The sequence below is a fragment of the Fibrobacter sp. genome (assembly GCF_045112255.1).
Classification (GTDB): domain Bacteria; phylum Fibrobacterota; class Fibrobacteria; order Fibrobacterales; family Fibrobacteraceae; genus Fibrobacter.
In genome coordinates this window covers 1-21,410 of record NZ_JBGUHR010000055.1, presented here as the reverse complement: position 1 = coordinate 21,410, position 21,410 = coordinate 1, and the positions used below count along the sequence as shown (strand labels likewise).

At 50.4% G+C, this 21,410-nt stretch carries 13 protein-coding genes; 2 read left to right on the top strand and 11 right to left on the bottom strand.

Features of this window, described 5'->3' with window-relative positions; genetic code table 11:
* Position 1: 1 nt before the first annotated feature.
* From ACJMM9_RS07570 to ACJMM9_RS07525, 10 genes are all read right to left on the bottom strand, one after another.
* On the bottom strand, positions 2–2,173 hold the full coding sequence (locus tag ACJMM9_RS07570) for a hypothetical protein (protein WP_405325343.1): 2,172 nt from the start codon (positions 2,171–2,173) through the stop codon (positions 2–4).
* A gap of 101 nt (positions 2,174–2,274) precedes the next feature.
* Positions 2,275–4,044, bottom strand: coding sequence for a hypothetical protein (locus ACJMM9_RS07565; protein ID WP_405325340.1), 1,770 nt, complete (start codon positions 4,042–4,044; stop codon positions 2,275–2,277).
* Between the two features lie 68 nt (positions 4,045–4,112).
* Positions 4,113–5,696, bottom strand: a complete 1,584-nt coding sequence (locus ACJMM9_RS07560; RefSeq protein WP_405325337.1) for a hypothetical protein — start codon at positions 5,694–5,696, stop codon at positions 4,113–4,115.
* 39 nt (positions 5,697–5,735) lie between these two features.
* The gene (locus tag ACJMM9_RS07555) at positions 5,736–10,406 is read right to left on the bottom strand and encodes a hypothetical protein (protein ID WP_405325334.1); all 4,671 of its coding nucleotides are present in this window, start codon (positions 10,404–10,406) and stop codon (positions 5,736–5,738) included.
* Positions 10,407–10,461: 55 nt separating this feature from the next.
* Complete coding sequence (locus ACJMM9_RS07550) at positions 10,462–12,726, bottom strand: hypothetical protein (protein ID WP_405325332.1); 2,265 nt, start codon at positions 12,724–12,726, stop codon at positions 10,462–10,464.
* Entirely contained in the window at positions 12,719–14,389 is a 1,671-nt protein-coding gene (locus tag ACJMM9_RS07545; protein ID WP_405325329.1) for a glycosyltransferase family 2 protein, read from the bottom strand. Before ACJMM9_RS07545 ends, ACJMM9_RS07550 begins: the two co-directional genes overlap by 8 nt.
* A 32-nt stretch (positions 14,390–14,421) precedes the next feature.
* Positions 14,422–15,777: a hypothetical protein gene (locus tag ACJMM9_RS07540; RefSeq protein ID WP_405325326.1), complete on the bottom strand. Its 1,356-nt coding sequence runs from the start codon at positions 15,775–15,777 to the stop codon at positions 14,422–14,424.
* Between the two features lie 10 nt (positions 15,778–15,787).
* Positions 15,788–16,267, bottom strand: a complete 480-nt coding sequence (locus ACJMM9_RS07535; RefSeq protein WP_405325323.1) for a hypothetical protein — start codon at positions 16,265–16,267, stop codon at positions 15,788–15,790.
* Between the two features lie 9 nt (positions 16,268–16,276).
* Positions 16,277–18,052, bottom strand: coding sequence for a DEAD/DEAH box helicase (locus tag ACJMM9_RS07530; RefSeq protein WP_405325320.1), 1,776 nt, complete (start codon positions 18,050–18,052; stop codon positions 16,277–16,279).
* Positions 18,052–18,516: a hypothetical protein gene (locus ACJMM9_RS07525; protein WP_405325317.1), complete on the bottom strand. Its 465-nt coding sequence runs from the start codon at positions 18,514–18,516 to the stop codon at positions 18,052–18,054. The genes ACJMM9_RS07530 and ACJMM9_RS07525 overlap by 1 nt, the downstream gene beginning before the upstream one ends.
* 415 nt (positions 18,517–18,931) lie before the next feature.
* On the opposite strand from ACJMM9_RS07525, the gene ACJMM9_RS07520 reads away from it, so the two are divergent.
* Together ACJMM9_RS07520 and ACJMM9_RS07515 are read left to right on the top strand one after the other, a co-directional pair.
* Complete coding sequence (locus ACJMM9_RS07520) at positions 18,932–20,557, top strand: hypothetical protein (RefSeq protein ID WP_405325314.1); 1,626 nt, start codon at positions 18,932–18,934, stop codon at positions 20,555–20,557.
* A 44-nt stretch (positions 20,558–20,601) separates the two neighbouring features.
* On the top strand, positions 20,602–21,102 hold the full coding sequence (locus ACJMM9_RS07515; RefSeq protein ID WP_405325311.1) for a hypothetical protein: 501 nt from the start codon (positions 20,602–20,604) through the stop codon (positions 21,100–21,102).
* Here the strand turns inward: ACJMM9_RS07515 and ACJMM9_RS07510 are convergent.
* A partial coding sequence (locus ACJMM9_RS07510; RefSeq protein WP_405325308.1) for a hypothetical protein occupies positions 21,099–21,410 on the bottom strand: 312 nt, incomplete at its 5' end. The two genes, ACJMM9_RS07515 and ACJMM9_RS07510, sit on opposite strands and share 4 nt — an antisense overlap.

The window sequence follows — 21,410 nt, the reverse complement described above, 5'->3', positions numbered from 1 at the left end:
CCTATGCCAGCGTCTGGTCGTGGACATAAACCAAGTCCCATGTGTTCTTGTTCTTCAAGTTCTCGTCAAGCACCTTGCAGTCGACGCTCGGAGGAGCTGGCTGCGAGCCGAAACCTTCTGGGTGCTTGTGCTTGCTGTCTTGCCACACTTCGATGTGGAACGCCGGGTCTTTGACCTTCGGGCCGCCATATTCTACTGGGCCCAAGTAAATCTTCAGATATCCTTCTTGGTACGCATCCCAGCAAGCCGTATTCATCTTTCGCATCTGTTCGTCGGTGAACCTGAAATAAGCCTTGCTGCTCTTTGGGCCCATGTCGACGGCTTGCAGCTTCGTCTGGTCGTAACCGTGGTTCGAAACTGGCGTACCTTGGTCAAGAAATTCTTGGCACTTGGCTTGCATGGCGTCCTTGGCTTGCTTCTGGTGCGCTGGATCCGTAATCTTGTGTCCGTGATAATACTTGTTAGACACGTCGGTATAGCACTGGTCAACTGCACGGCCCTTTGCCGCATAGTTAACAGCGATTCCGCCGTCGTGGTTCTGACGGTTGTTGAACATTGCGCGTGTCTGCGCTTCTGGAGAACGGTACACGGAAGTCACGACGATTCCCGGAAGGCCAGCCTTCGCGAGAATGTACTTGATGGTCTTGATGGTAATGTCGGATAGTTCGTTCGCGCCCTTTTCCGCCTGATTGACAATCTTGAAGTTGGCATCGGACAAAGGAAGCGTCGAGTTCTTGTTTTCGTAAACCTTGATTGTACCCTTGACCAGATAAAGTAATCCACGCTTCTCCATCGCGTTAGCGGCCAGTTCCGGAGGAATCAAGGTATCCTTGAACTTCATCGTCGGCAAGCCAACATACTTGTAGATCAAGTTGGCTTCGTCGACACGGCGCTTTCGCAATTCGACGCGGTTAGGATTCGTGTCATAGGTCAAGTGGGACAAGATATCGGCAGCAAGCGTGAAATGCAAGTTGGCCAGTTTCTTGTCGACTGGGACTCCATTGTTGTTGCTGCTCCAGCCAAGCGCCGCAGTGGCCGTGACCTTCTGATTCTTGTCGTCCAGATATGTCATGTCTGGCAATATGAACATGTATACTGGCTTCGTCCTTCCGGTCAGATAAGCCATGCCCATGTTCACACAATAGGAAATCAAGCCAGCTTCTGGACAAATTTTCGGATCGACAGCGAAACCATTTGTATGTATAAAGCTGCAGATTGCAGTCTTCACGGCGCTTGGGCATGCGTTGTGCGTAAGGCATCCCCAGTGCAGATAAGCCCAGTTGTCTGGGTTCTTGATTGCGCCCCACAAGGTAAGCTGGATGTAGCGGAAGAACGCAAGCTGCATCTGGTCGTCATCGAGTTCGAAATTCTCGATAGTGTCCTTTGACGATTCAGCCGATGCCGCTTCCGAATAAGTCTTGTCCGAAATATCGAACATCTTGTTAAATTCGTCTGGACTAAGGCCGCCGATGGCATCACCCTTAGTCATGCCATTCTCGTCAACATCTGGCACAGAGAACACGAGCTTCAAGATTTGCTGTCTGGACTGGCCCAAGTTCAGCTTGATATTGGCACCGATAGCGATGCCGCCGTCATCAGCCTCATAAAACTTTTTCGACTTAACGGTCTCGTGGTCATAAAGGAAAGTCCAGTCAGCTGGGAACGAACCTTTCGGATAAGCGTTCGCGAAGGTCAACGGAAGTCCTGGAATATTCAACGCGATAGGCGGCAAGATGTCTGGGTCAAATGCAAATCCGCCCATGAGGACGGCAGTCAGCTGACCCATCGACTGCATTGCGGTTTCGGATTGGCCGAAGGTCAATGGAGCCAATGCGCCACGGACAACTTGCATTTCAGATGCAGTCTTAGTCGCATTGAGGTCAAGCTTACCAACAACATCATCGAGGTTTGGGTACAAGATCCCGTATTCCTCGTTACTCAGCATGTCGCCGATCATTTCTGCAATTGCGTCGCACATTTCAGAAATACGGTGCTGATTATAACTTGGTACGCTGGCGCGTTGCCAATTTGTGAGTCCGTTGTTCTCGTCGGCGACGTCGTAGAACCCATGGGCGTTCATTATCTTGTAAAGCTGCCCCTCGGTTCCCTTCGCCTTCTCGACGGCATCCTCTACGAACTTCTTAATTCGACCTGCAAAATGACCGTTATTCATGACGAATGCAGTTTATCAGTTTCCGTTTCCTAAATTAGCCTAAAAGACAAAAAAGAAGCCGCCGCTTTCGCGACGGCCCCTTCAGGAGAACAATATGGAGATTAGGAATTCTTCACTTGGTTCACAATGTCCTTGAGCTGCTGGTCGATGTCGCTCGTAGCAGCTGCAGCGTGTGCAGCACTTTCGAGGAGAGAATCGATGCGAGCTTGCTTCGGATCAGCCTTCGGAGCTTCAACGCTTTCGTTGAGAGCCTTCTTGGCAGCTGCTTGGGCGGCTTCGAATTCAGCGATCACCTTGTCAGCTTCAGCCGCGATGGACGGCTTCTTGGCAGCAAGGGCGGAATTGATGCGATCCATAGTAGCTTCGAACACGGACGGAACTGGAGTTTCTGCAGCCTTTTCGGTTTCGGCATACATCTGTTCGGCCTGGGCTTCGAGCTGGGCACGTTTCTGAGACTTCTTACCGTAGTCAGCAACGATGGATTCCGTCAGAACCTTCTGCTTGAGAGTGTTCACGACGCCGTCCAACTTGGCGAGCGTATTGGAACGGTCGCGGTTGTTGTGGTAGGATTCGAGAATAGCGTTAGCCTTTTCAGCAGTTTGCTTCAGTCTTGCATCAGCAACGATGGATTCGACGCGAGCTTGCTTTTCAGCAAAGTTGCATTCGAGGTTCGTGTCGTCAGCTGCTGGTTCTTCCGGAGTTTCCGTCACTGGTTCTGCGACAGTTTCTTCAGCAGCGGCGTCTTCAGTACCTTCAGTAAGGTTTTCTTGAGCGGCATTTGCGCCTTCCTCTTGACCCTTCTGGAGAGTTTCTTCGTTAACTTGAGTTTCTTCTGTGCCTTCGACTAGGCCGCGAGCCTTAGTAGCGATAGCTTCGAAGTTGAAGTCTTCGTCATTGTCTTCTTCACCCTTGGTGTCTTCAGACTTTGTGTCGTCCTTCTTGTCTTCGTCAGCCTTTTCGCCTTCGTCAGCTGGCTTTTCAGCATCGGCATCGTCATCACCGTCGAGGAAGTTGTCGAGTTCAGCGTCGCCGCCCTTTTCGCCACCTTCTTCGCCAGCAACAGCGCCGTCGTCAGCTGTAGCTGCAAGGCCATCGTCCATGCCAGCAAGCGGATCTTCTTCGGCACCAGCTTCTGGAGCACCCGGATCTGGTTCATTGTTTTCGATGCCAGCGAGGCCGTCATCCATACCAGCGAGCGGATCTTCTTCAGCAGCTGGTTCGGCAGCGAGCGGATCGGTCATGTCGGCGAGCGGATCGCCAACGTCAGCCGTCATGCTTGCGTCAAGGCCGTCAGCCGGATTGGTTTCGAGAGACGGTTCAGCAGTCGGATCAACCGGATCCATGGCCGGAATGCCGCCATCGATCGGAGCTTCAGCACCAACGTCGGCACCAGCATTGTCGCCAGTCTTGGCGATATCCTGGGCAACCGTACCGTTCGGCTGTGCGTCGGAAACGTTCTGTTGCTGTTGAGCCTGAACAGCGTGATTGATAGTCTGGTCAATGAAAGAACGAACGTCACCAGTGATGTGATTGTTCATCTGGATAATGGCCGAGATACCAGTGATGTCAGCGGCGCTGATGTTGCCATCCGGAAGCTTTGCGGCTTCTTTAGCAAATTCATCGACCACGAACTTCTGGGTCTGCTTGTCAGCCATGTCGTCGCCTTCGCTCATGAAATTTTCACCAAATTCCATCGGTTCATTGCTCGGATTGACTTCGAGCATGTCGTCGAACGACTTTGGAGCGTCATCTTCTTCGGTCGGCAAGCCCAAGTCCAGCTGGCTACCGAATGATTCAAACTGGCCTACAGCTTCGTCAAGTGCGAAGATGTCCTGCATAGCCTTCTGTTGGAGTGTTGCGTTGTTCTGCATATTGAAAGTCCTTTCATTGAGCCAGTCTGGCCCGAATTTCCGAATAGTTTATATAATGGTCACATTTTCTAATTTTCGTCGTACTCGATTTGGATATCCGGTACGCAATAGCCAGGATCGGCATTGCCACCAACTTCAAGCTGCAAGTACACATAGTCGGTCTCGCCAGCCTTCAGAGGATTGTAGATACCGCCGTCGACACGGCACAAATTGTAGTTTCCGCACATACACAGAGGCACATTATGGACAAAACTGCCCAATTCTGGTGCCGTTACACACTGGTAGGCATTGATCTTCTTACCAGCCTTCATGACGGCCTCTGGGTCTACATAAATGGTTTCGTCGTTCGTAGCTCCGTTGGCGACAATAACTCCGTCCACGACAACGTCGTCGATGAAGTTGGCGATCGGAGAGAACGGATTGCCGATAAAGCGCATTGGGAAGCTTGCACCAGAACGGTTATGGAATACATAGACGGCGTTCAGATCGAAATTCAGCATCGGACGGCGGACGCCGTTGATGACATAGCTCGTGTGGCCGAAGTTGTCATTCTCAACGACAACATCAAAAGAGAACGTCGGCTTGCCAGAGTCCTTGAACGGAGAATCGACGTCGTTATTGGTCGTCACGTTGCCATTCTCGTCGATAGTGGTATTGTGCCACTCGGTCGGTACGTAGGCTGGATTATTCTCTCCGTAGGTTCCCGGCTGTCCGTTGTAGAGGTACACCATCTGGATAGCGCCGCCAGTACCGAAGTTGGAACGGTGTTCGTCAGCTGGGCGCTTGTAGATAAAGCCATACGGATAGTCACGAATCAAGTCAAGACCATTTGGATATTCTTCTGAACGATACGACGGATCGAGAATGACAAGGCAAATCTTTGTCGGATCAGTTTCGCTAGTCGCTTGTCCATTCGCATCACAGATTGCTGGGTGGTACACGTATGGTTCGCCAAGCGGTTTCGCGTCTTCCAACGTCGGCTTATCGTGTGACACCGGAATAAATTCAATAAAGTTCTCGATCGGGAACCCAGACTTGTTCTCGAACGTGTAGACAATGGCTTCGTCACCGTGGGTTCGAGTCGCAACCGTTAATGTGGGTTGGCGGTCGCCGTTGATGTAGATAAGGTTTCCGAAACCGCAGTCCTTGTACTCGACCGTATATTGCTCTTGGCTAAGACGAGGATCTGGCACTTGGCCATAAAGACCAGCGACGGTCAGATAAAAAGGGTGCTCCTTAGAATAGTTCCAGATATCGTTGAGCGCAATTTGGGATTTCTGGTCTGTTGGGCGGCTATAGGATATCGAGTTGCCTATATAAAGTTTCGCGGCAGTTGGTGATGTTGGCCTTTCTCCGATTGGATAGAGTCGAATGTTGCTTAATTGGATATCTGGAGCTTTGATAAGATGAATCTTGAAAACGCTTTCCATAGAGTACGAATAGCACTCTGGATTGTCCGGACGGTACACGCAATAAGCACCAGCTTCAGAAGCATCGTCGGCTGGAACGGTATGGCCAGTATTCTCAAGCGCAGCTGAACTATACACCGAAGGTACACACGTATCAACGCGCTTCAGACCGATAGACGACACCGGAGTTCCGAAGTCGCCATCTTTACCAGTATATTTCTTAATGAGCAAACGTGCGGACATAAATCACCGAAAAGTGTTTGTACGCAGTTTATCAGTTTTCTATTTGCTGAACATGTCGTTAGCCTGGGTCATCGTACCCTTCATGATGGCACGGTACAGCTGCTCTGTAGTCATCGTGCCTTGCTGGACGGTCACATTGATGTGCTCCTTGGTCAAGCTGGCCTTACGGACACCAGCCAATTCGGCATTTGACACGACCTTTTCGAAGATGTCGCCGCTCATACTGCCAGAACTGCCGACGCCGCCAGCGCCCTTCGTGGAACCGTCAGAGAACTTGCCAGCGTTATCCTCGATATTCTTCTGCTTGAAGATGGCACGAAGCTCGTCGAAACCGATCAAGTCTTGTCCAGAAATCAAGCCGAACTCGTTTTCCACCATGTCGGCCATGGACGCATTTGGGCCGTCAGCAAAATGGTCGTACATGATGCTGCCGCCATAGTTCTCGAACAGCTCGCGCAGCTTGTCGAATTCTTCCTTGATCTGGGTAGCCACAAGCGAATGCAACAGAAGCGCGTCGTCGCCGACGACCTTGCCGTCCTTGAAACCGTCGATAAAGCTGCGGTCGCTAACTCGCTCAAGCTGATAGCCCATCGCTTCCAGTTCAGCTTCAGTCTTGAACACGCCATCAACATAGAGGCCACGTTCAGTACATTCAAGCGGCGCAATCTTTTCGCCGAAGAAGTTGTCCTTCGACTTCTGGTCATATATTGGCCGGATGTCGGTCGTCTTCAAGTGGAGCTTACCGTCGTTGAGGGACAGCCAAGCACCGCCATCGGCGGCATCCTCTACATAAACCTTCGCATCTGCATACAAGTTGCCCAAGAAGTCCTTGACCATTTCGACCAAGTCCTCGGTGTACTTGCGGTCTACGATATCCTTGTAAGTCTCGACGTACTCGCCACTTACGAGAGCGCGAGCCGCATTGATACTTCCGGTCAATCCATAGTAGAGAAGCAGCTGCTTGTATGCACGGTCATTAAGTGACTTCCACTCGTACATGCTGGCTCGGTTGTTAAGCGAGGAGCCGTTAGCTTGCATCTTCGTCTTGATAAGGTTGCAGAACTCGATAATGTTCATCAGAACCAAGTCATGCGGCGTCACGTAATTGCGGATATTGCGCGGACTTACATAGTGGTGTCCGTTAATTACAATCGCATTCTTGTAGGACGAGCTGGAGGACAAGATGTAAGGAACCTTTTCAGTCGGACGGCTCTTGTACACGAGCTTTTTCGCATCAACATCGACATACCCAAGGCTAGCCACCGGGTCTTCTTGATTCAGCAAGGCTTCGCGGAACTTGATTGCATCCTTGTGGCCAACGCCAATCGGCAAGAATTCCCACACAAAGTTATTAGCGCCAATCTTCAGACGGCCACACCACACGACATTAAGCGGCTTTCCGAACGCGCCGTTATAGCAAGCTTCGGTAAACGCCTCGGCGACGTCGATCAACTTCATAAAGTCGTCACTGCCGTCTTCGATAGGCATGCCAGTGCTCGGATCGTTAATCAAAATCTTTGCGGCAAGGCCGTAGTTATGCCAAGACAAGAACGCGCTTTCACCGCCACCAGAACTGATGAGTTCCTGGTCTTCAACAGAGCGCATAGTTTCAACCAGCTCGACACATGCCGATCCGAACGTATTGCGGAGAATACCCATCAAAATAGACACAGCGTCGTAAATGCCCATGCTTGCTCGCATGTCGCCGATACGCTTCGACGTCGGCTTGAAGATTACCCAGCCTGGAGTCTTTTCTTCTGGAACCGCTGGAACTTCACGAGTCTCGCTTGCGTAGATGTCTTGGTCGAACGCGCCATACTGCATGAACGCCCAACGACGGAGTTCAGCGTCATACGGAATGTACGGCATCTTGTATTCGACTCGAACCTTCGTGCGTTCGTCAGACTTCGCCGTATTCTCAAGCGGCACATAGATACCGACAACGAACACGCTGCCGCTAATTCCTTCGACAACATAATCGGCAGTGAACTTGGACGCACTGTCAATCGAAACGTCGACTTCGATACCGTCCGCATTGACCAGTAGCAAAGTACCAGTCTTGAACTTTGTAACCTTGCCGACACTTATCAAGTCCGTCGTATCGCCTTCTATCGGAGAATCGAATGTAAAGACGCTTGCCGAGTTGTTAGTCGTCACCGTCGCATTCTTTCCAATTGGATAAAACTGCTTCGGTTCCTCGCTGTTAGGAGGATATGCCTCGTAGACATCGTTATCGACAAATGTCACTTCGCACCAGCGAACTCCTATAGAACGCTTCACCATCTTGTGTCGAGTACGTCCCCAACGCTTATACCGAACGCGGACGCGCTTATACATCTGCACCGGAACCAAGAAACGAGCTGGCATAAAGACATACGGTGTGTTCGTCGAATTGTAAGGCAGCCTATTACCAATGTAGGTCTTGTTATCGAATACCGATTCATGTGTATACATCTGATACCAACGGATACGTTTGATAATATCCATCAGCTCGTCATAATCGCTATTGGCTCCACGTAGTCTCAGTTTCTGTAGCAACAGAAACGCTGGGCCGAAGAACAGTCCTTGTACGGACAAAATATTGTCAATTTCGTCAAGAGCGTCACCCATCACGTCTTCAGACAGAGTAACACACTGGTTGATGGTATAGGTCGTAGAATCCCCAAGATCATCAAGCACCATGTACGACGGATAGAAATCCCTAAAGTTTTCGACCGTTCCAGCCGTTGACGAAGATTCCCATTCAGCAACCAATATGTTCGTGCTATCAGTCAAGGTAGCGTAAGTTCCGTTCCATTCATAGAACGCATCAGATCCGAACGAAAGCGAACTATTCTTCGCCATAATCAGTGTGGCTATTTCTCTCATCACGACGTCGACAAACGCCCTTGAAGTTCCAGTATAAAGGATAAGGGTATCGCCTCGTTTAGCCGCTGCGATAAGGTTAGCGACTGACTGGATATTAGTTGTGTCAATGCCAGCTTGATAGTCGGCAATACCCATTTCTTGGGTCTTCATCGAGTCGTCGGTGTCCTTATATGTAACTTCGAGTCGATACGGAGGATTCTGCTCGGAATCGTACCACCATCTGGTATATCCTTCGTCGCCTTCCTCGACATCATTTCGCTTGTTGTACATGCCACCGAAATATTCGCACAAGGTATTCTTGATGTCAGCTACGGTCATTTCAGAAGACGATTTTTGCCAGTTGCGGCATTTCGGGTCAGAGGCAGTAGCATACGTCAGCGCACTAGAATACGACACCTTTTCATAATATTGAGCATCGGCGACAGCCACATGGCCTTGTGTCAGTGTGCCATTGAAACCAGTGACCAAGTTTACTTGGCCGCCCCACTGGGCCACCATACGGACACCGTGATCGTAGTCGCGGTTTTGGTTAGCCTTTGTAGCGTTGTTAGGATACTGGACACTCGGATCAAAACGATGATGGATGTAGCCTTCCGAATCAAATAGTGCCAGCAAGTTACGGCACGAAGCCAAGTCGAGCATCATCTGCGGCGTACCTTCGCCAATCTTTCGAAGCGCATACCTAGCACTGTCGAGCTTTCTCTTCAGCGCACCAGACATGAACGGCCTAACTCCAGCAATGCTTGTCAAGCTCTTGTAGGCATCAATGAACTTATTAGTAAATTCGCTTGCCAAGTCTTCCTTGCTGGTGTACAGTTTCTTGAAAACATCCGACACGGTAGGAATCAACGCGGTAGCACCGTCGCCGCTAATATCTGGAAGCGGATCCGACTGCTGCGCACGGCACTTATCTACAAACTTAGTCACCTCGTTGCCATATACGTCCTTCACCTTGGCGCTCTTGCTGATGTCGGTACGAGTCCAGTCAGCCTTGTACAAGGCAACCATGTACTGCCAGTTCGACATACCCTTCGTTCTAGTAACTGGGTTTGCGAATGACGTATCATAGAATACCGTCTTGATACCAAGATTGTTCTCCTTGGCGGTCTTGCCAAGATTGTTGATCATCTTGACAAACGAATCATACTGGTAAACGGCGGACGTACGGCCTTCGGACTGCTTATTGAGCCATTTCGACGACTTGTAGAGTCCTCCCATAAAGCCGACCGCGTTGAACGCCATCGTATTCAAGAAATGACCGCCTTCTTGATGCCAGAAGTTCTGGTCGACCGCATCGGTCAATGACAAGTCGATGGTCGAGCGGCCCTTGTTCATATAACGGAAACGCGGCGTGACAGAAAGCGTAAGCGCAGCAACTGGAGTTTCCACGACCCCAGATGCATTTTCGGTACACAGTCGAATGTCTTGCAGAGATACATTATCAACTGCCATACCAACAGTGAGAGTAAAATCTTGAATTACCGAGCGCGATTCCGGTATGGCATAAATACCGCTTTCAACCAAGTCGTCAAGCGGATAGCCAATGGCCAGATAATAGCTGTTGTCTGTATAGAAATCTGATTCTGGATCGGCGGTTCTCGTTACGATACGGATACGGCTGTTGGCGTCGAGCTGGCCAGCCGGGATTGTCATTCCAGTAATTCGATACATCACGTTATTCGTGACGAGTTCATTCATGTTGACTTCGTCAACCGTACCGTCCTCGTTCATAGCGGACGAGCTCGCGGTACTCTTCATAGGAATATCACTGACATCTAGTTTGATGTCAGTTTTAATCTGCTTTTCGGTATAATAATGTTCGAAGTCAAACAGTCCAGCCATGAAAACGCCTCGGTTACATGCCTAGTTTATCAGTTCCGTAACCGAGGCCGATGTTCTAGGCGGTCTCTTGCTCTTTTTCCCACATCGGCTTGATGGGCCCAAGCGTCGAGTACAGACCATTATTCGTCACAGCCTGATGAAAGTCGAACTTATCCGACACCACCTTGCCACGGTGAGTAATGATGACTGCGCATCCGATATCGGCCAACATCAGCTTGGCAAGGTCGAGCATGTCGCGCATGGAGTTGTCGTCGGTAGAAATGTCGAGCACTTCGTCGAGAGACAAGAAGTTGACATTGAAGTTTCCGACAAGCGACACGAAGTCGCGGAACGCCATGGAGATAGCGAAACCGAGCTTGCGCTTCTGGCCTTGGGAGAGCATCGTGTAGGACGGCGACAGACCAGGCAGAGTCTTGAACGTATAGTCCATGGAATCGCTGAACGTCACGACGAACGGCAAGTGAGCCTTTGCGATGTTGCGCTGCACGGCCTTGTTAAATGCCGGGACGAACATGCTGAACACCATCTTCTTCATACCATCGTCGGCACAGACCTTCGTGATAGTATTGCAGATAGCGATAGTGTCGCTGGCCGAATGCAAGTTCTTTTCAGCTTCGGCTAGCAAGACCTTGTTCTTCTTAATCTTCTCTTCCATGACGGCGATCGAGTCGTCGGTAGAATTTTCAGCACGTTCGATGTCAGCCTTCAAATTCTCCTTACGAGTACGAATCTGGGTAAGCTGGCCGTAAAGCTCGCTCTGCGCGGCAACGATGCTGTTGTACTTATCGTTAAGCGACTCGTACGTCTCGCGAAGGGCAGGGAACTTCGTCTTTTCCTTCTTGAGTTCATCGAGACGAGCCGAAAGCGAATCGAGGTCGACGTTGCCAAGTTCGCGCTCAAGACGAGATACTTCGTTCTTCGCCGTAATCATTTCGGTGTATGCTGCAGTCTTTTCGTTGTCCAGATAAGACTGGTACTCATCGATCCTCGGCTGCAATGCATCAAGCTGCGAACGATACTCAACCACTTGGTTATCAAGCTGGCTAAGCTGTTCGTTCAATGGGGCAAGCTCGGTCTTCAAAGCCTTGACTTGGTCATTGAGCGCAGTCCACTTGACACGCAGTTCGGCCTTGTGACGCTCGACGTCGGACTCGTCGGAAATGTGGCCGCAAGTCGGACACGGCGTACCGACCTTGAACGACTTTGCCGTCTCGGTCAACTGGTCACGCTGTTCAGTTCGTAAGCGGATTTCGTTTTCCTTGATGCCGTACTGACGGTCGACCTTGGCACGAGCCGACGGAATATTGGACAGCTTTTCCTGGATGTCGTTATACGATTCAACGACACCTTGCATGGTCTGCTCATATACCTCGTGGTCGGCTAGTAACTTGTTATAAGCCGCCTCGGCAGTAGCATAGCGTTCCTTTGCATCGGTGAGCTGCGGAAGCTTTGCCGACTGGCGATTGATTCGATCGATTTCGCTGTCAATCTGGGTTTCGGCGGCGAGATCGTTACGGATCTGGTTCAGCTGCTCATTGAGATCGAACTTGGTGTCTTCATGGCCTCTGTAGTCCGCGTAGAGAGTCGTGTACTGCGAGTCCAGAGCCGCGTAATCAGCTTTCATCTGGTCAAGGTTCTCGGCGCGTTCGGCGACCATGCGAGCGTGAATCTGCTTCAGTTCGACAACTTCGTTGTTGAGCTGCTGCATATCAGACTGAGCCACGTTGAAAGAAATCGTGGCATCAGACAAGCGCTTGTGGTTAGCCTTCTTCCAAGCGTCGAGGGACAGAGAAATAATCGACTCTAGTAATTCGCGCTTCTTCGCTGCCGGGAGCATGAAGAACGGAAGCGTCTCTTGGGTGTTCATTGCGATGACGTTCTTGAAAAGCACTTCATTGAACTGAAGGATCTTTTCTTCGAAGTCTTGCTGGCTGAAACCAGCTCGCTTGTTCTGGACGACCCAGTCCTCGCCTTCAAGCTTCTCGATGGTGAACTTCACCGTCGATGACTTTCCAGAAATCGTACGAAGTACGCGCCATGACTCGTGACCGTCTTGCGGATTTTCCGTATCGAAGGTCAACTGAACCATCGTGACCGCGCCGTCGTTGGCATTCTTCGTGTTTCGTAATTCTTCCTTCTTACCGCCACGGTAAGAGACACCTAGCAAGGCGAAAGTCATCGCCTCAACAATGGCGGACTTGCCGAAGCCGTTGTCGCCACTGAGCCAAGTCAAGCCGTCACGGAACTCGAAGACATTCTTCGTGTTTCCGTACGACATGAAATTGCGGAACTCAAGTTCCTTGAAAATAATCTTATGCATCTATATTACCAAATGCGGAAAGGTCGGTATTGTTCAGAAGGTTAGTATCACCAAGGTCGAGTTCGACATCGTCTTCCTTCTTTTCGGACTCTTTAGGCGGTTCCTTGTCGGATGCCTTGCCGGATGCCTTACCAATCAATGCGTAGCTCGCATCGGCATAGATATCTTTATAAATCTTGATATCGCCATTCAGCAGAGTTTCAGCTTCGGCAGCCTCGGCAGCCTTCTTGGCTTCTTGGTTGGCCTTCTTCTTTTCACGAGCCTTCTTTGCGCGTTCGCGGCGCTTGGCCTTCTGTTCCTCAACCTTGTCGTCAAAGCGCTTCTCGTCTTCCTTGGAAATCGGATGGGCATTGACGGTCTCGTCAAACTGCTTGGTGAGTTCGGCCATGTCGGAACTTTCGACGACAGCCTTCGCTTGCGCCTTGTCAGTTTCGACGGCAGCAGTTTCAGCATCGGCCTTCTTGGCTTCGTGTTCATTGATGTTCAGAACTGACATGCACTTGCGCATCTTCAAGAGGGCCGGGTAGCTAATCTTGAGTTCGGCACAGATCATGTCGTCGGTGCGGCCACCTTCGGCTTCAAGTTCGGCGAGACGCTTGTAGACCGGAGTCGACTCGATAATCATTGAACATTCGCGACGATACACGCGCTCGACCACCGTGCGGTGTTCCGGAGTATCTTCGTAGCCGTTCTTGACAGCGAAGTCGATGACATGTTCAAGCGGATAGCCATAAAGGATGAAGGTGTCGATCTTGCCAAGAGGAATCGGCAATTCGAGTTCCGCAGCTTCCTCTGGAGAAATTTCGCGCTTAGGCAACGTCGGCTGTTCCACGAGAAGTTCGTCCTTGGCGAACAGTTCTTCAGTAGCCTCGTTGACCGGAATCTGCAGCAATGCGGCGCGTTCGTTGATCATGGTGTTGTCACGGACGGTATAGCCGACTGGCTTGGTTCCAGGCTGCATGCCCATTTCCATACCAGACTTCAAGCCGTACTTGTAGCCGCGCACTGGATAGGCGTCCGGATTGTACTGCTGGGAAGCGAGATACTTGCCAAGTCCATCTTCCGTAAGGACAGCGCCCTTGAAGTCACGCCAATACTGCGTGTTCGGAGTAAGAGGGCCGCGCATAGGGACGCAACGATTGTCCGGAACGTAGAAGAAAGTAAATGTGAAGTTCGGCGTATGCGAGCACGGATGCACGAGACCTTGCGGATTCGGACGAGCATGCTGGAAGCAGTCGATCAGTGTGCCGACACGGTTCTTCATCGGCTTTTCGGACGACAGATACTTCACGTACACCGACATAGCCAAAGCTGCAGTGCCGAAATACTTGTTGATGAAGCTGGTGATAGAGCGACTTACGTTCAAGTCAAGCCAGATGAATTCGTCGTCTTCGAGGCACACTGCCCAAGACGGTTCCGTAGTCTGCGCGACATAAGCCTTGATGATGTTGCTCTTCTTACGCCAGTCATTACCAGCAAGCGGAACAAGCGTGACATGTTCTTCACGCTTGCGGCAAGCCTCTGGAAGCCAGCCGTGGTTCCCAGAGTCATAGACAAAGATACGGTTAAATCCCAGCGCGATATGGTAATCGAGCCATTCGTTAAAATCAAGTTCATTGTTCGTGGACACACGAACCAATGCGTTTACTGGTTTTTCTGCCATAATTTCCTCAATATACGCCAATAAATATAACTTTAAAGCATTCCGATGTCAAACGCCGGGCCATTGAAGATTCCTTCAACCGATTCGAAATCCAGACCAGTAGCCATATCATCCAGCAGTTTCTGGTTCATGTCGGCTTCCTTCTGGACGAGCTGTTCGCCCTTGAACGATTCTGGGTTGGCGTTTTCGCGCTTGAGTACGGCGAAGAAGCCGAACTGCTGCAGAGTGCGATAGTAGTCCACCTTGCTTTCTGGGATGCCCCATTCGTTGGTCTTGTTCCAGTCGATAGCCAGTTCTGGGGCTGGCTTATCCATCACGACGTCGATAGCCTCGGACACGTTACGAGGAACCATCGACAAGTCGATCAATGTACGGTTCCTCATGTACTGTTCGCCCCAGCCATTAGCCTGGGCTACAGCATAGATGTTCGGACAGTTTTCAAGCAAGGTCACGGCTTCCTTTTCGGAGACGGCGTTAGCCTTGGTCGGCTTGTACTCGCCAGTCTTCGCATCTACATAGGCCATGCCACGGATATTGTCAGAGGTATCTCCAGATAGAACCTTGGCGTCAAGGTACTTCTGCGGATAGAGACATTCGACGAAATTCTCGGACGTGTGGTTGAAAATCTTCAAGTTCTTCACGTCGATCTGGGACATATCGGAGTCTCGCGTGATGACGATGACATCGTCGTAGTCGCCGCTGTACTTCTTGACGGCGGCATAGATCATGTCGTCACCTTCGGCAATGTCGCACTTGACAGCCTTTGCACGGAAGAACGGTGCAAGTTCCATTGCGTATTCGTCCTTGTAGGCTTGCCAATACTTCTTGTCGACGGAGAATTCCCAAGGAGACGCGCCACGCTTTCCCTTGTACGACGGAAGCACCGGAGTTCCAGAGAGCGTCTTGACTCCCCAAAGCATGTCTTGGGTCTGCTGAGGCAACTTTCCGAGCGGACGATGCTTCAACGATTCGAACACCGGGCGTTCCTTCGGAGAAATCTTGGCCACGCCGAAAGTATCGCCGACCTTAGTCACACGGTAGGCATAGTTGTCGCTGCAGACATAATAGCCGATGCTGTCGTAATAGACTTCGGCATACTTTGTGTAATAGTCCTTGACGACTTGCTTGCGCCATGCCTTCTTGCCTTCAAGGCAGAGAATAATGTCCATCGGATTGAAAAGTCTGATGTAGTCCAGCATGCGGTTGAACATCTTTGCTCGCCAGACGATCATTTCGTCGTCTTCCGGCAACACACTGCCCAGCTGCTTCTTGCTGGACTTCGTCTTCATTGACCAAAGCTGATGATAGGAAAGCGATGCCCAGTCGATAACGAGAAGACGATTGTTCTTGAACGGATAACTCTTGAGAGGCTTTGACTTGAATTCCATAATACGCTCGCTAGAAATTTGGGGTAACTACTGGGGTTCCGTCTGCGTCGTAGGATAACTTGCCCTTAAACGAATCCATGACGTTACGACCGCTCATAGCGGCTATATCGTTCAGAGCTTCCAAGCTCATCGATTCCAACAGCTCTTTTTCGGCATCGACTTCGACTTTCGGCTGCGGCGGATCCATCGCGGCAACTTCATAAAGAGCATCGACCAACTGCTGCGCCTCACGCGGACGCTTGCATTCACCGATAAAGAAGTCGCGGTAGTAATCCGTCGGACGGTCTACAGAACATTCGAGACGGTCGAACTGCGCAAAGATATCCGGTGCCGATTCACGGAAAACCGCATAGCCTTCAAGCGGCTCGTGAATATCGGCAGAGACAATCTTGAAACCGTCAAAGCAGTTTCTGTCCAACTTGGCCCTGTCAAACCCGCGCTCGGCGAAGAACCGACGAATGCCATCCCAATAAGTAATTGTACCTCGCATAAATTAACCTTATAAGAAAAACTTGTTCTTGAATACTTTAGCCTTGCTCTTGCTGACGGCCTTCTCGGCCTTGGCCTTCGCCTTGTCGGCAGCCTTCTTCTTGCGCTCGGCTATAACATTTTCGTCGATCTTGGCTTCGTAAATTCCAGTGAAGTTGATCTCCTCGACCGGAATTTCGTCGTCGTCATAGTAGGAACGACGGATATCGTAGTGCTTGACCATGTAGTTCGTCTTCACGATAGGATATCCAGAACGTCCGATATACTCGTACGACGCATCGTCGACCAAGTCATACACATAGGCCATCTTCTTGTCCTTGTGCGGACGCACAATACGACCGATCGACTGGACGACCATGTACACAGACTTCGCCGGGTTGGCAAATATTAAGTTGTGCAGAAGCTTGATGTTGACGCCTTGCTTCATGCAGCCGTAAGTTGCCAAGATGATGTGACCAGTCGAATACTCGATCGACTTACGAATGTCCTCGCGTTCATCCACGGACACGTCACCCTTGATGATATGGTAAGTGAACTGCGGATAGTTCGCGGCAAGAAACTCGTGCATCATTTCAAGCGGATCGATATTCTTGAACAAGATGACCGTGTTCTGCTCGGTCGTAATCTTTCCAGCGTCGATCAACAGCTTGACAATATCTTGGCGCGACGTGTTGGAGCTACAGAATGCGACTTCGTCATCGTAGGTCTGGCGGCAGATCATCTTTCGCAACTGCGGAGGATACGGAATCAAGATAGAACGGACAGTCACTGGGGTAAGGATACCTTGTGCGACGAGTTCCTTCAATCTGATGATGTCTTCCTTGCGGCCAAGCTGACTTTCGATGTAGCCAGCGTCGATACCGTCACTCGGCAAAGTACCGGACACGCCAATCTTGAAGTCGATGGCATTCACGCACTTGGCCAAGATATCTCGTAACTTGACGCCGCGAGTCGAGTGGGCCTCGTCGACCATGACCGCAGTGAAGCACTCGAAGAAGGAATCTGGCTTGTTCTGGAGCGACTGCCACGTCGAAATGGTAATCTGCTTCAGCATGACTTCTTCGCCAATGTTGTTCTTCTTCAAGTTCTCCTTCTGTGACTTCGACAGCTTGTCATCGGAGTCCGCGTAAATCAACGTGCAATAACGGCGAGCGTCTTCCCAGCCATAGTCGTTGTAGAAGTCGGAGAACAGCTGCTCGACCAAGTTGGTGGACGGCACGACGATCAAAAGCTTCTTGTTCTCGCGGGATATTAAGTATCTCGCGATAATGCACATGGCAAGAGACTTGCCAGCGCTCGTGCAAGCTAGTAACGAAATGCGGCGACCGTTGATGGCTCGCTCGGCCAACTTGTACTGATGCTCGTACGGAATGATCGGATCGCCAGTCAGACGATTGTGCAAGTTCAGCGTATTGGCGAAACCGACGATGTCGTTCCTAGTCAGCTTTCCGCGAGGCGGAATGAACAAGTCGTTGATATCCTTGGTCAGTTCGATCTTCGAACCGAAACGGCCATGGACAAGACGGCTGACTCTCGGTATTAAGCCGATCGGTAGTAACTGGAACTTACGGTCGTAAAATGTAACGAATGCGCTCTTGAATCCTTCGGACACTTGCCACGTCTTCGACTTCGTCTTGTCGTAGAACGTCATGGCAGCCGATATGAAGCTGTTAATCATGTAGGCAAGTCGCTTGTCCTCGGATTCGATGACTACATGACACTGGATAGGGTCATTGTACTCGAAGCGCACGACGGACGGTGCGAAATTTGTCTGTTGCTGGGCCATTATTCAAATCTCTCGTAACAGCACAACTTGTAGAACTGCTCGGCGTCAAAGCCATCTCGCGGTGCAGACATGTAGGACGGAACCAAGTAAATACCGTCAAGCTTTTCGTAGGACTCGCCTTCCAACGCGACGATGAATCTGTACTTGTAGTTGAAATTCACACGGAAGTCGGTCGGATAGAACATGTTCGAACGCTTCATACCGTTGATGTAGGTATTGCGAAGCGAAGCGCCAAAGATGCGGACGACCTTGACGTCGTGCTGGCAGCGCTTCATGACGGCGGCAACAATCTTGTCTTGCAAGGACGGGTCGGCCCATTCATTATGGTTCTCGACACTTGCCACGTTCAAGTCAAGCTTCCAGTTGTTATTGGCGCAAGACTCGTGAGCTGCAAGACGGATGGTAACATCCGGCGATACCAAGGACACGGGTGCCTTCCACCCAGTCTCCTTCCAGCGGAACATTGATAGTAACTCGATTGTTATACAAGATGTGTAAGCCATAATGGAACAAGATAGCCATTATCAATTTGAATTGCAAATTAGCCTAAATAGTCATTTTTCGAAACATCTATATGGAGCGCCCATAGGGCAAGACTGCAGCACTCTGGCTGCTTTGTTGGACTTTTATACTTTACTTTCGACCCCTTTTCTGTGGGATATTATGTAAACTAGACCATATACTCAGACTTATTGATTTCGAAACATTAACATGGTCGGTGGTGCCGGGTGTGACAAGGACTGATGGTCGAACTTGAAATTCAAACTCGTTTAGTCTACCTTTGTACTCCGTATAACTGAACGATAAACTCGGCAGTAAACCGGACTAGCACCGCTGGTCTGATTTACTCCAATATCCTGCAATGGAGACTTGCCGGACTTGGGAAGTTTTGTTAACTTTATGGACGTGATTGACGAAACCCTTAACCGAACCAAGAAGACCAAGAGTCGTAAGCCTAAGACTGAGTTCAAGATCGAACTGCCGTCTATGCTCTACAAGGGTTTTGTGTCATTTTGTCACGATTTTACGACAAAGAACGGACATTCTCCTGTAAACAAGACTTTACTTGATACGATGGCACTCGTCCTTTACATGGTTACGAGCCATCTCCGTAGTGACCTCATGACCAATATGGTTGTGCAGCCCAAGATTCCTCGTAAGTACTGGAAGACCCACCTTTCTGCTGCCTTGCTCCATAAGTTCCTCGGCGACGGCTACATCACTGCCATCAACACCTTGGTCGAGAATGGCTTCATTGGTCGTTCCCAGAGCTACATCAAGGGTGACTCCAGCCGTAAGGGAAAGTGCAAGGCTTTCTGGCTTTGCGCTCCGTACCAGAACAGCTACGCTACCTATCTGCAGACCAGACTCGACAAGAAGCTCAAGAATACCGAAGTCGTTGTGCGCGGCACGATGTCCAAGTACACGATTACTTCTCCGGTAGTCTTGAAGCGTATCCAGAAGTCCTTCGAGGAACGCAAGCGCGTCTCTATGGAAGATCCAGTAGTGGCGATTTGCTATGACGAGCTGAGCCACTTCTCCATTGATGCGAATGTGGCTGATGCGACCTTGAACGAAATGGTCGAGAACGGCAAGATGGCTCCGTACAATGCCGAACTTGAACGTTGCAAGATCGAACGTTTCAATGGCCTCCTTGACGAAGACGGAGACCTTTATGTGAAGCACGACAAGTATGGTCGTATCCATACGAACGTGACGAACATGAAGAAGGAAATCCGTCATGCCGCATTGCGCTGCGATGGAGACAAGGTTGCCGAAGTCGATATCAAGTCTTCTCAAGCGGCCTTCATCATTGCCGTGTTCCGTCGTTATATCGACTTCTACCGTAACGACCTCAACGAGAACCGCGATACGTTCCTCCGTTTCAAGCCGATCTGGAATGCTGGCCGCAAGGATCTCGTCCTTGGTCGCATGGAAGCCGAGCTCGACCGTTACCGTAACTTGGTGGCGGAAGGCAAGATATACGAATTCTTCCAGAGCGAATGCAGTGCCGACGAAGATATCGATAGGCAGCTGACTCGTGACGAAGCAAAGAAGGGATTGCTTTCCTTCTTGTTCTCTCCGCTGTACTTCGATACCAAGCGTGAGCCGATCCGTGGTGCGGTTCAGCGTTGCTGGCGTGAACACTTCCCCAACCTCTACAACTGCATGTGGTCGCTGAAGGAACATTGCCATGCCGCGTTGGCTTACGAAATGCAGAAGATCGAGAGCAGCTTCGTGTTCGATCAAGTCTGCCCTCGTATCATCGAGGAAGTCGGTTGCCATTTCTGCACGGTGCATGACTCCATCATCGTGCCTGAGCAGTATGCCGATCACGTTCGCTGCATCATGGATGAGGAACTTCTCAACCAAGACATTCCTACACACACCGATATCGAGTACGAATACGAGTACGAGGCTACCTTGCCGGAACGTCCGGATCAGTTGTTCATCGACGAAATGGAAAGCCGTCAGTGCCAGCCAGTTGACTTCAACGCCGCCTAAACTATGAAATGAACTAATTTCATCAGTAACTAGGTGTAACGCTTATGTCACAGTATATCCGTACCATTATTATTCCAGACAAGTACAAGCATGCCGCCGTCGAAAAAGATGGCGTGTGCAAGTTGAAGGACAAACTTGTAGCCGACATTGTTATCTTGAACGGTGACGTCGATGATGACATTGAGGAAATGACGAGCATGGATTTTACCAGTGTGCGCAGTCGCCTTACCATCAAGAAAGGCTTTGCCGCGAAGCATCCTCTGCCGAAGTTTGTTATCTATCTGCTGGGACTGATTGGAATAAAGTTGGATCCGTGCGTAACTCTTGCGCTTGCCGCGTTGTACGAGGAGACTGGGTTCAATGACTACAGTCGTGAAGAGTGTGACAAGATGTACATCAACACTGTTTTACAGACGGTCAAGAACGGTCTGGTGAGATCCGTGTTGCACGATATACTGATGGCCGTTGTCGGCAACGACTACAAATGGAATAACACGTCCGATCAGATTTCTGTCGCGACGCTTGAACCTATCTGGTCTAATTAAGGGAGTTTCATTGGTTCGGTGATGACATCTTCGTCATCGACACTGATTTCTTCCTCGTCATCTACCGGGACATCGAACATTGGATTTGCTGCAAGCTCGTCATAGTCGACGAGCTTGTTTGCTTTGTCTTCGGAGTCGGCTTTTCCTACAAGACCTAGTCCTGGGTCGTCGAGAACTTCTGGAACTTCATCGTCAGTTTCGCCTTCGGCGGTCGGTTCGATGTTGTCTGCAAGTGCGTCGAGCGCCTTCTGTGTTTCCTCGGTCTTGATGGTGCCGCCGTCGGTAGTGAACATTTCGTTAGCTTCGGT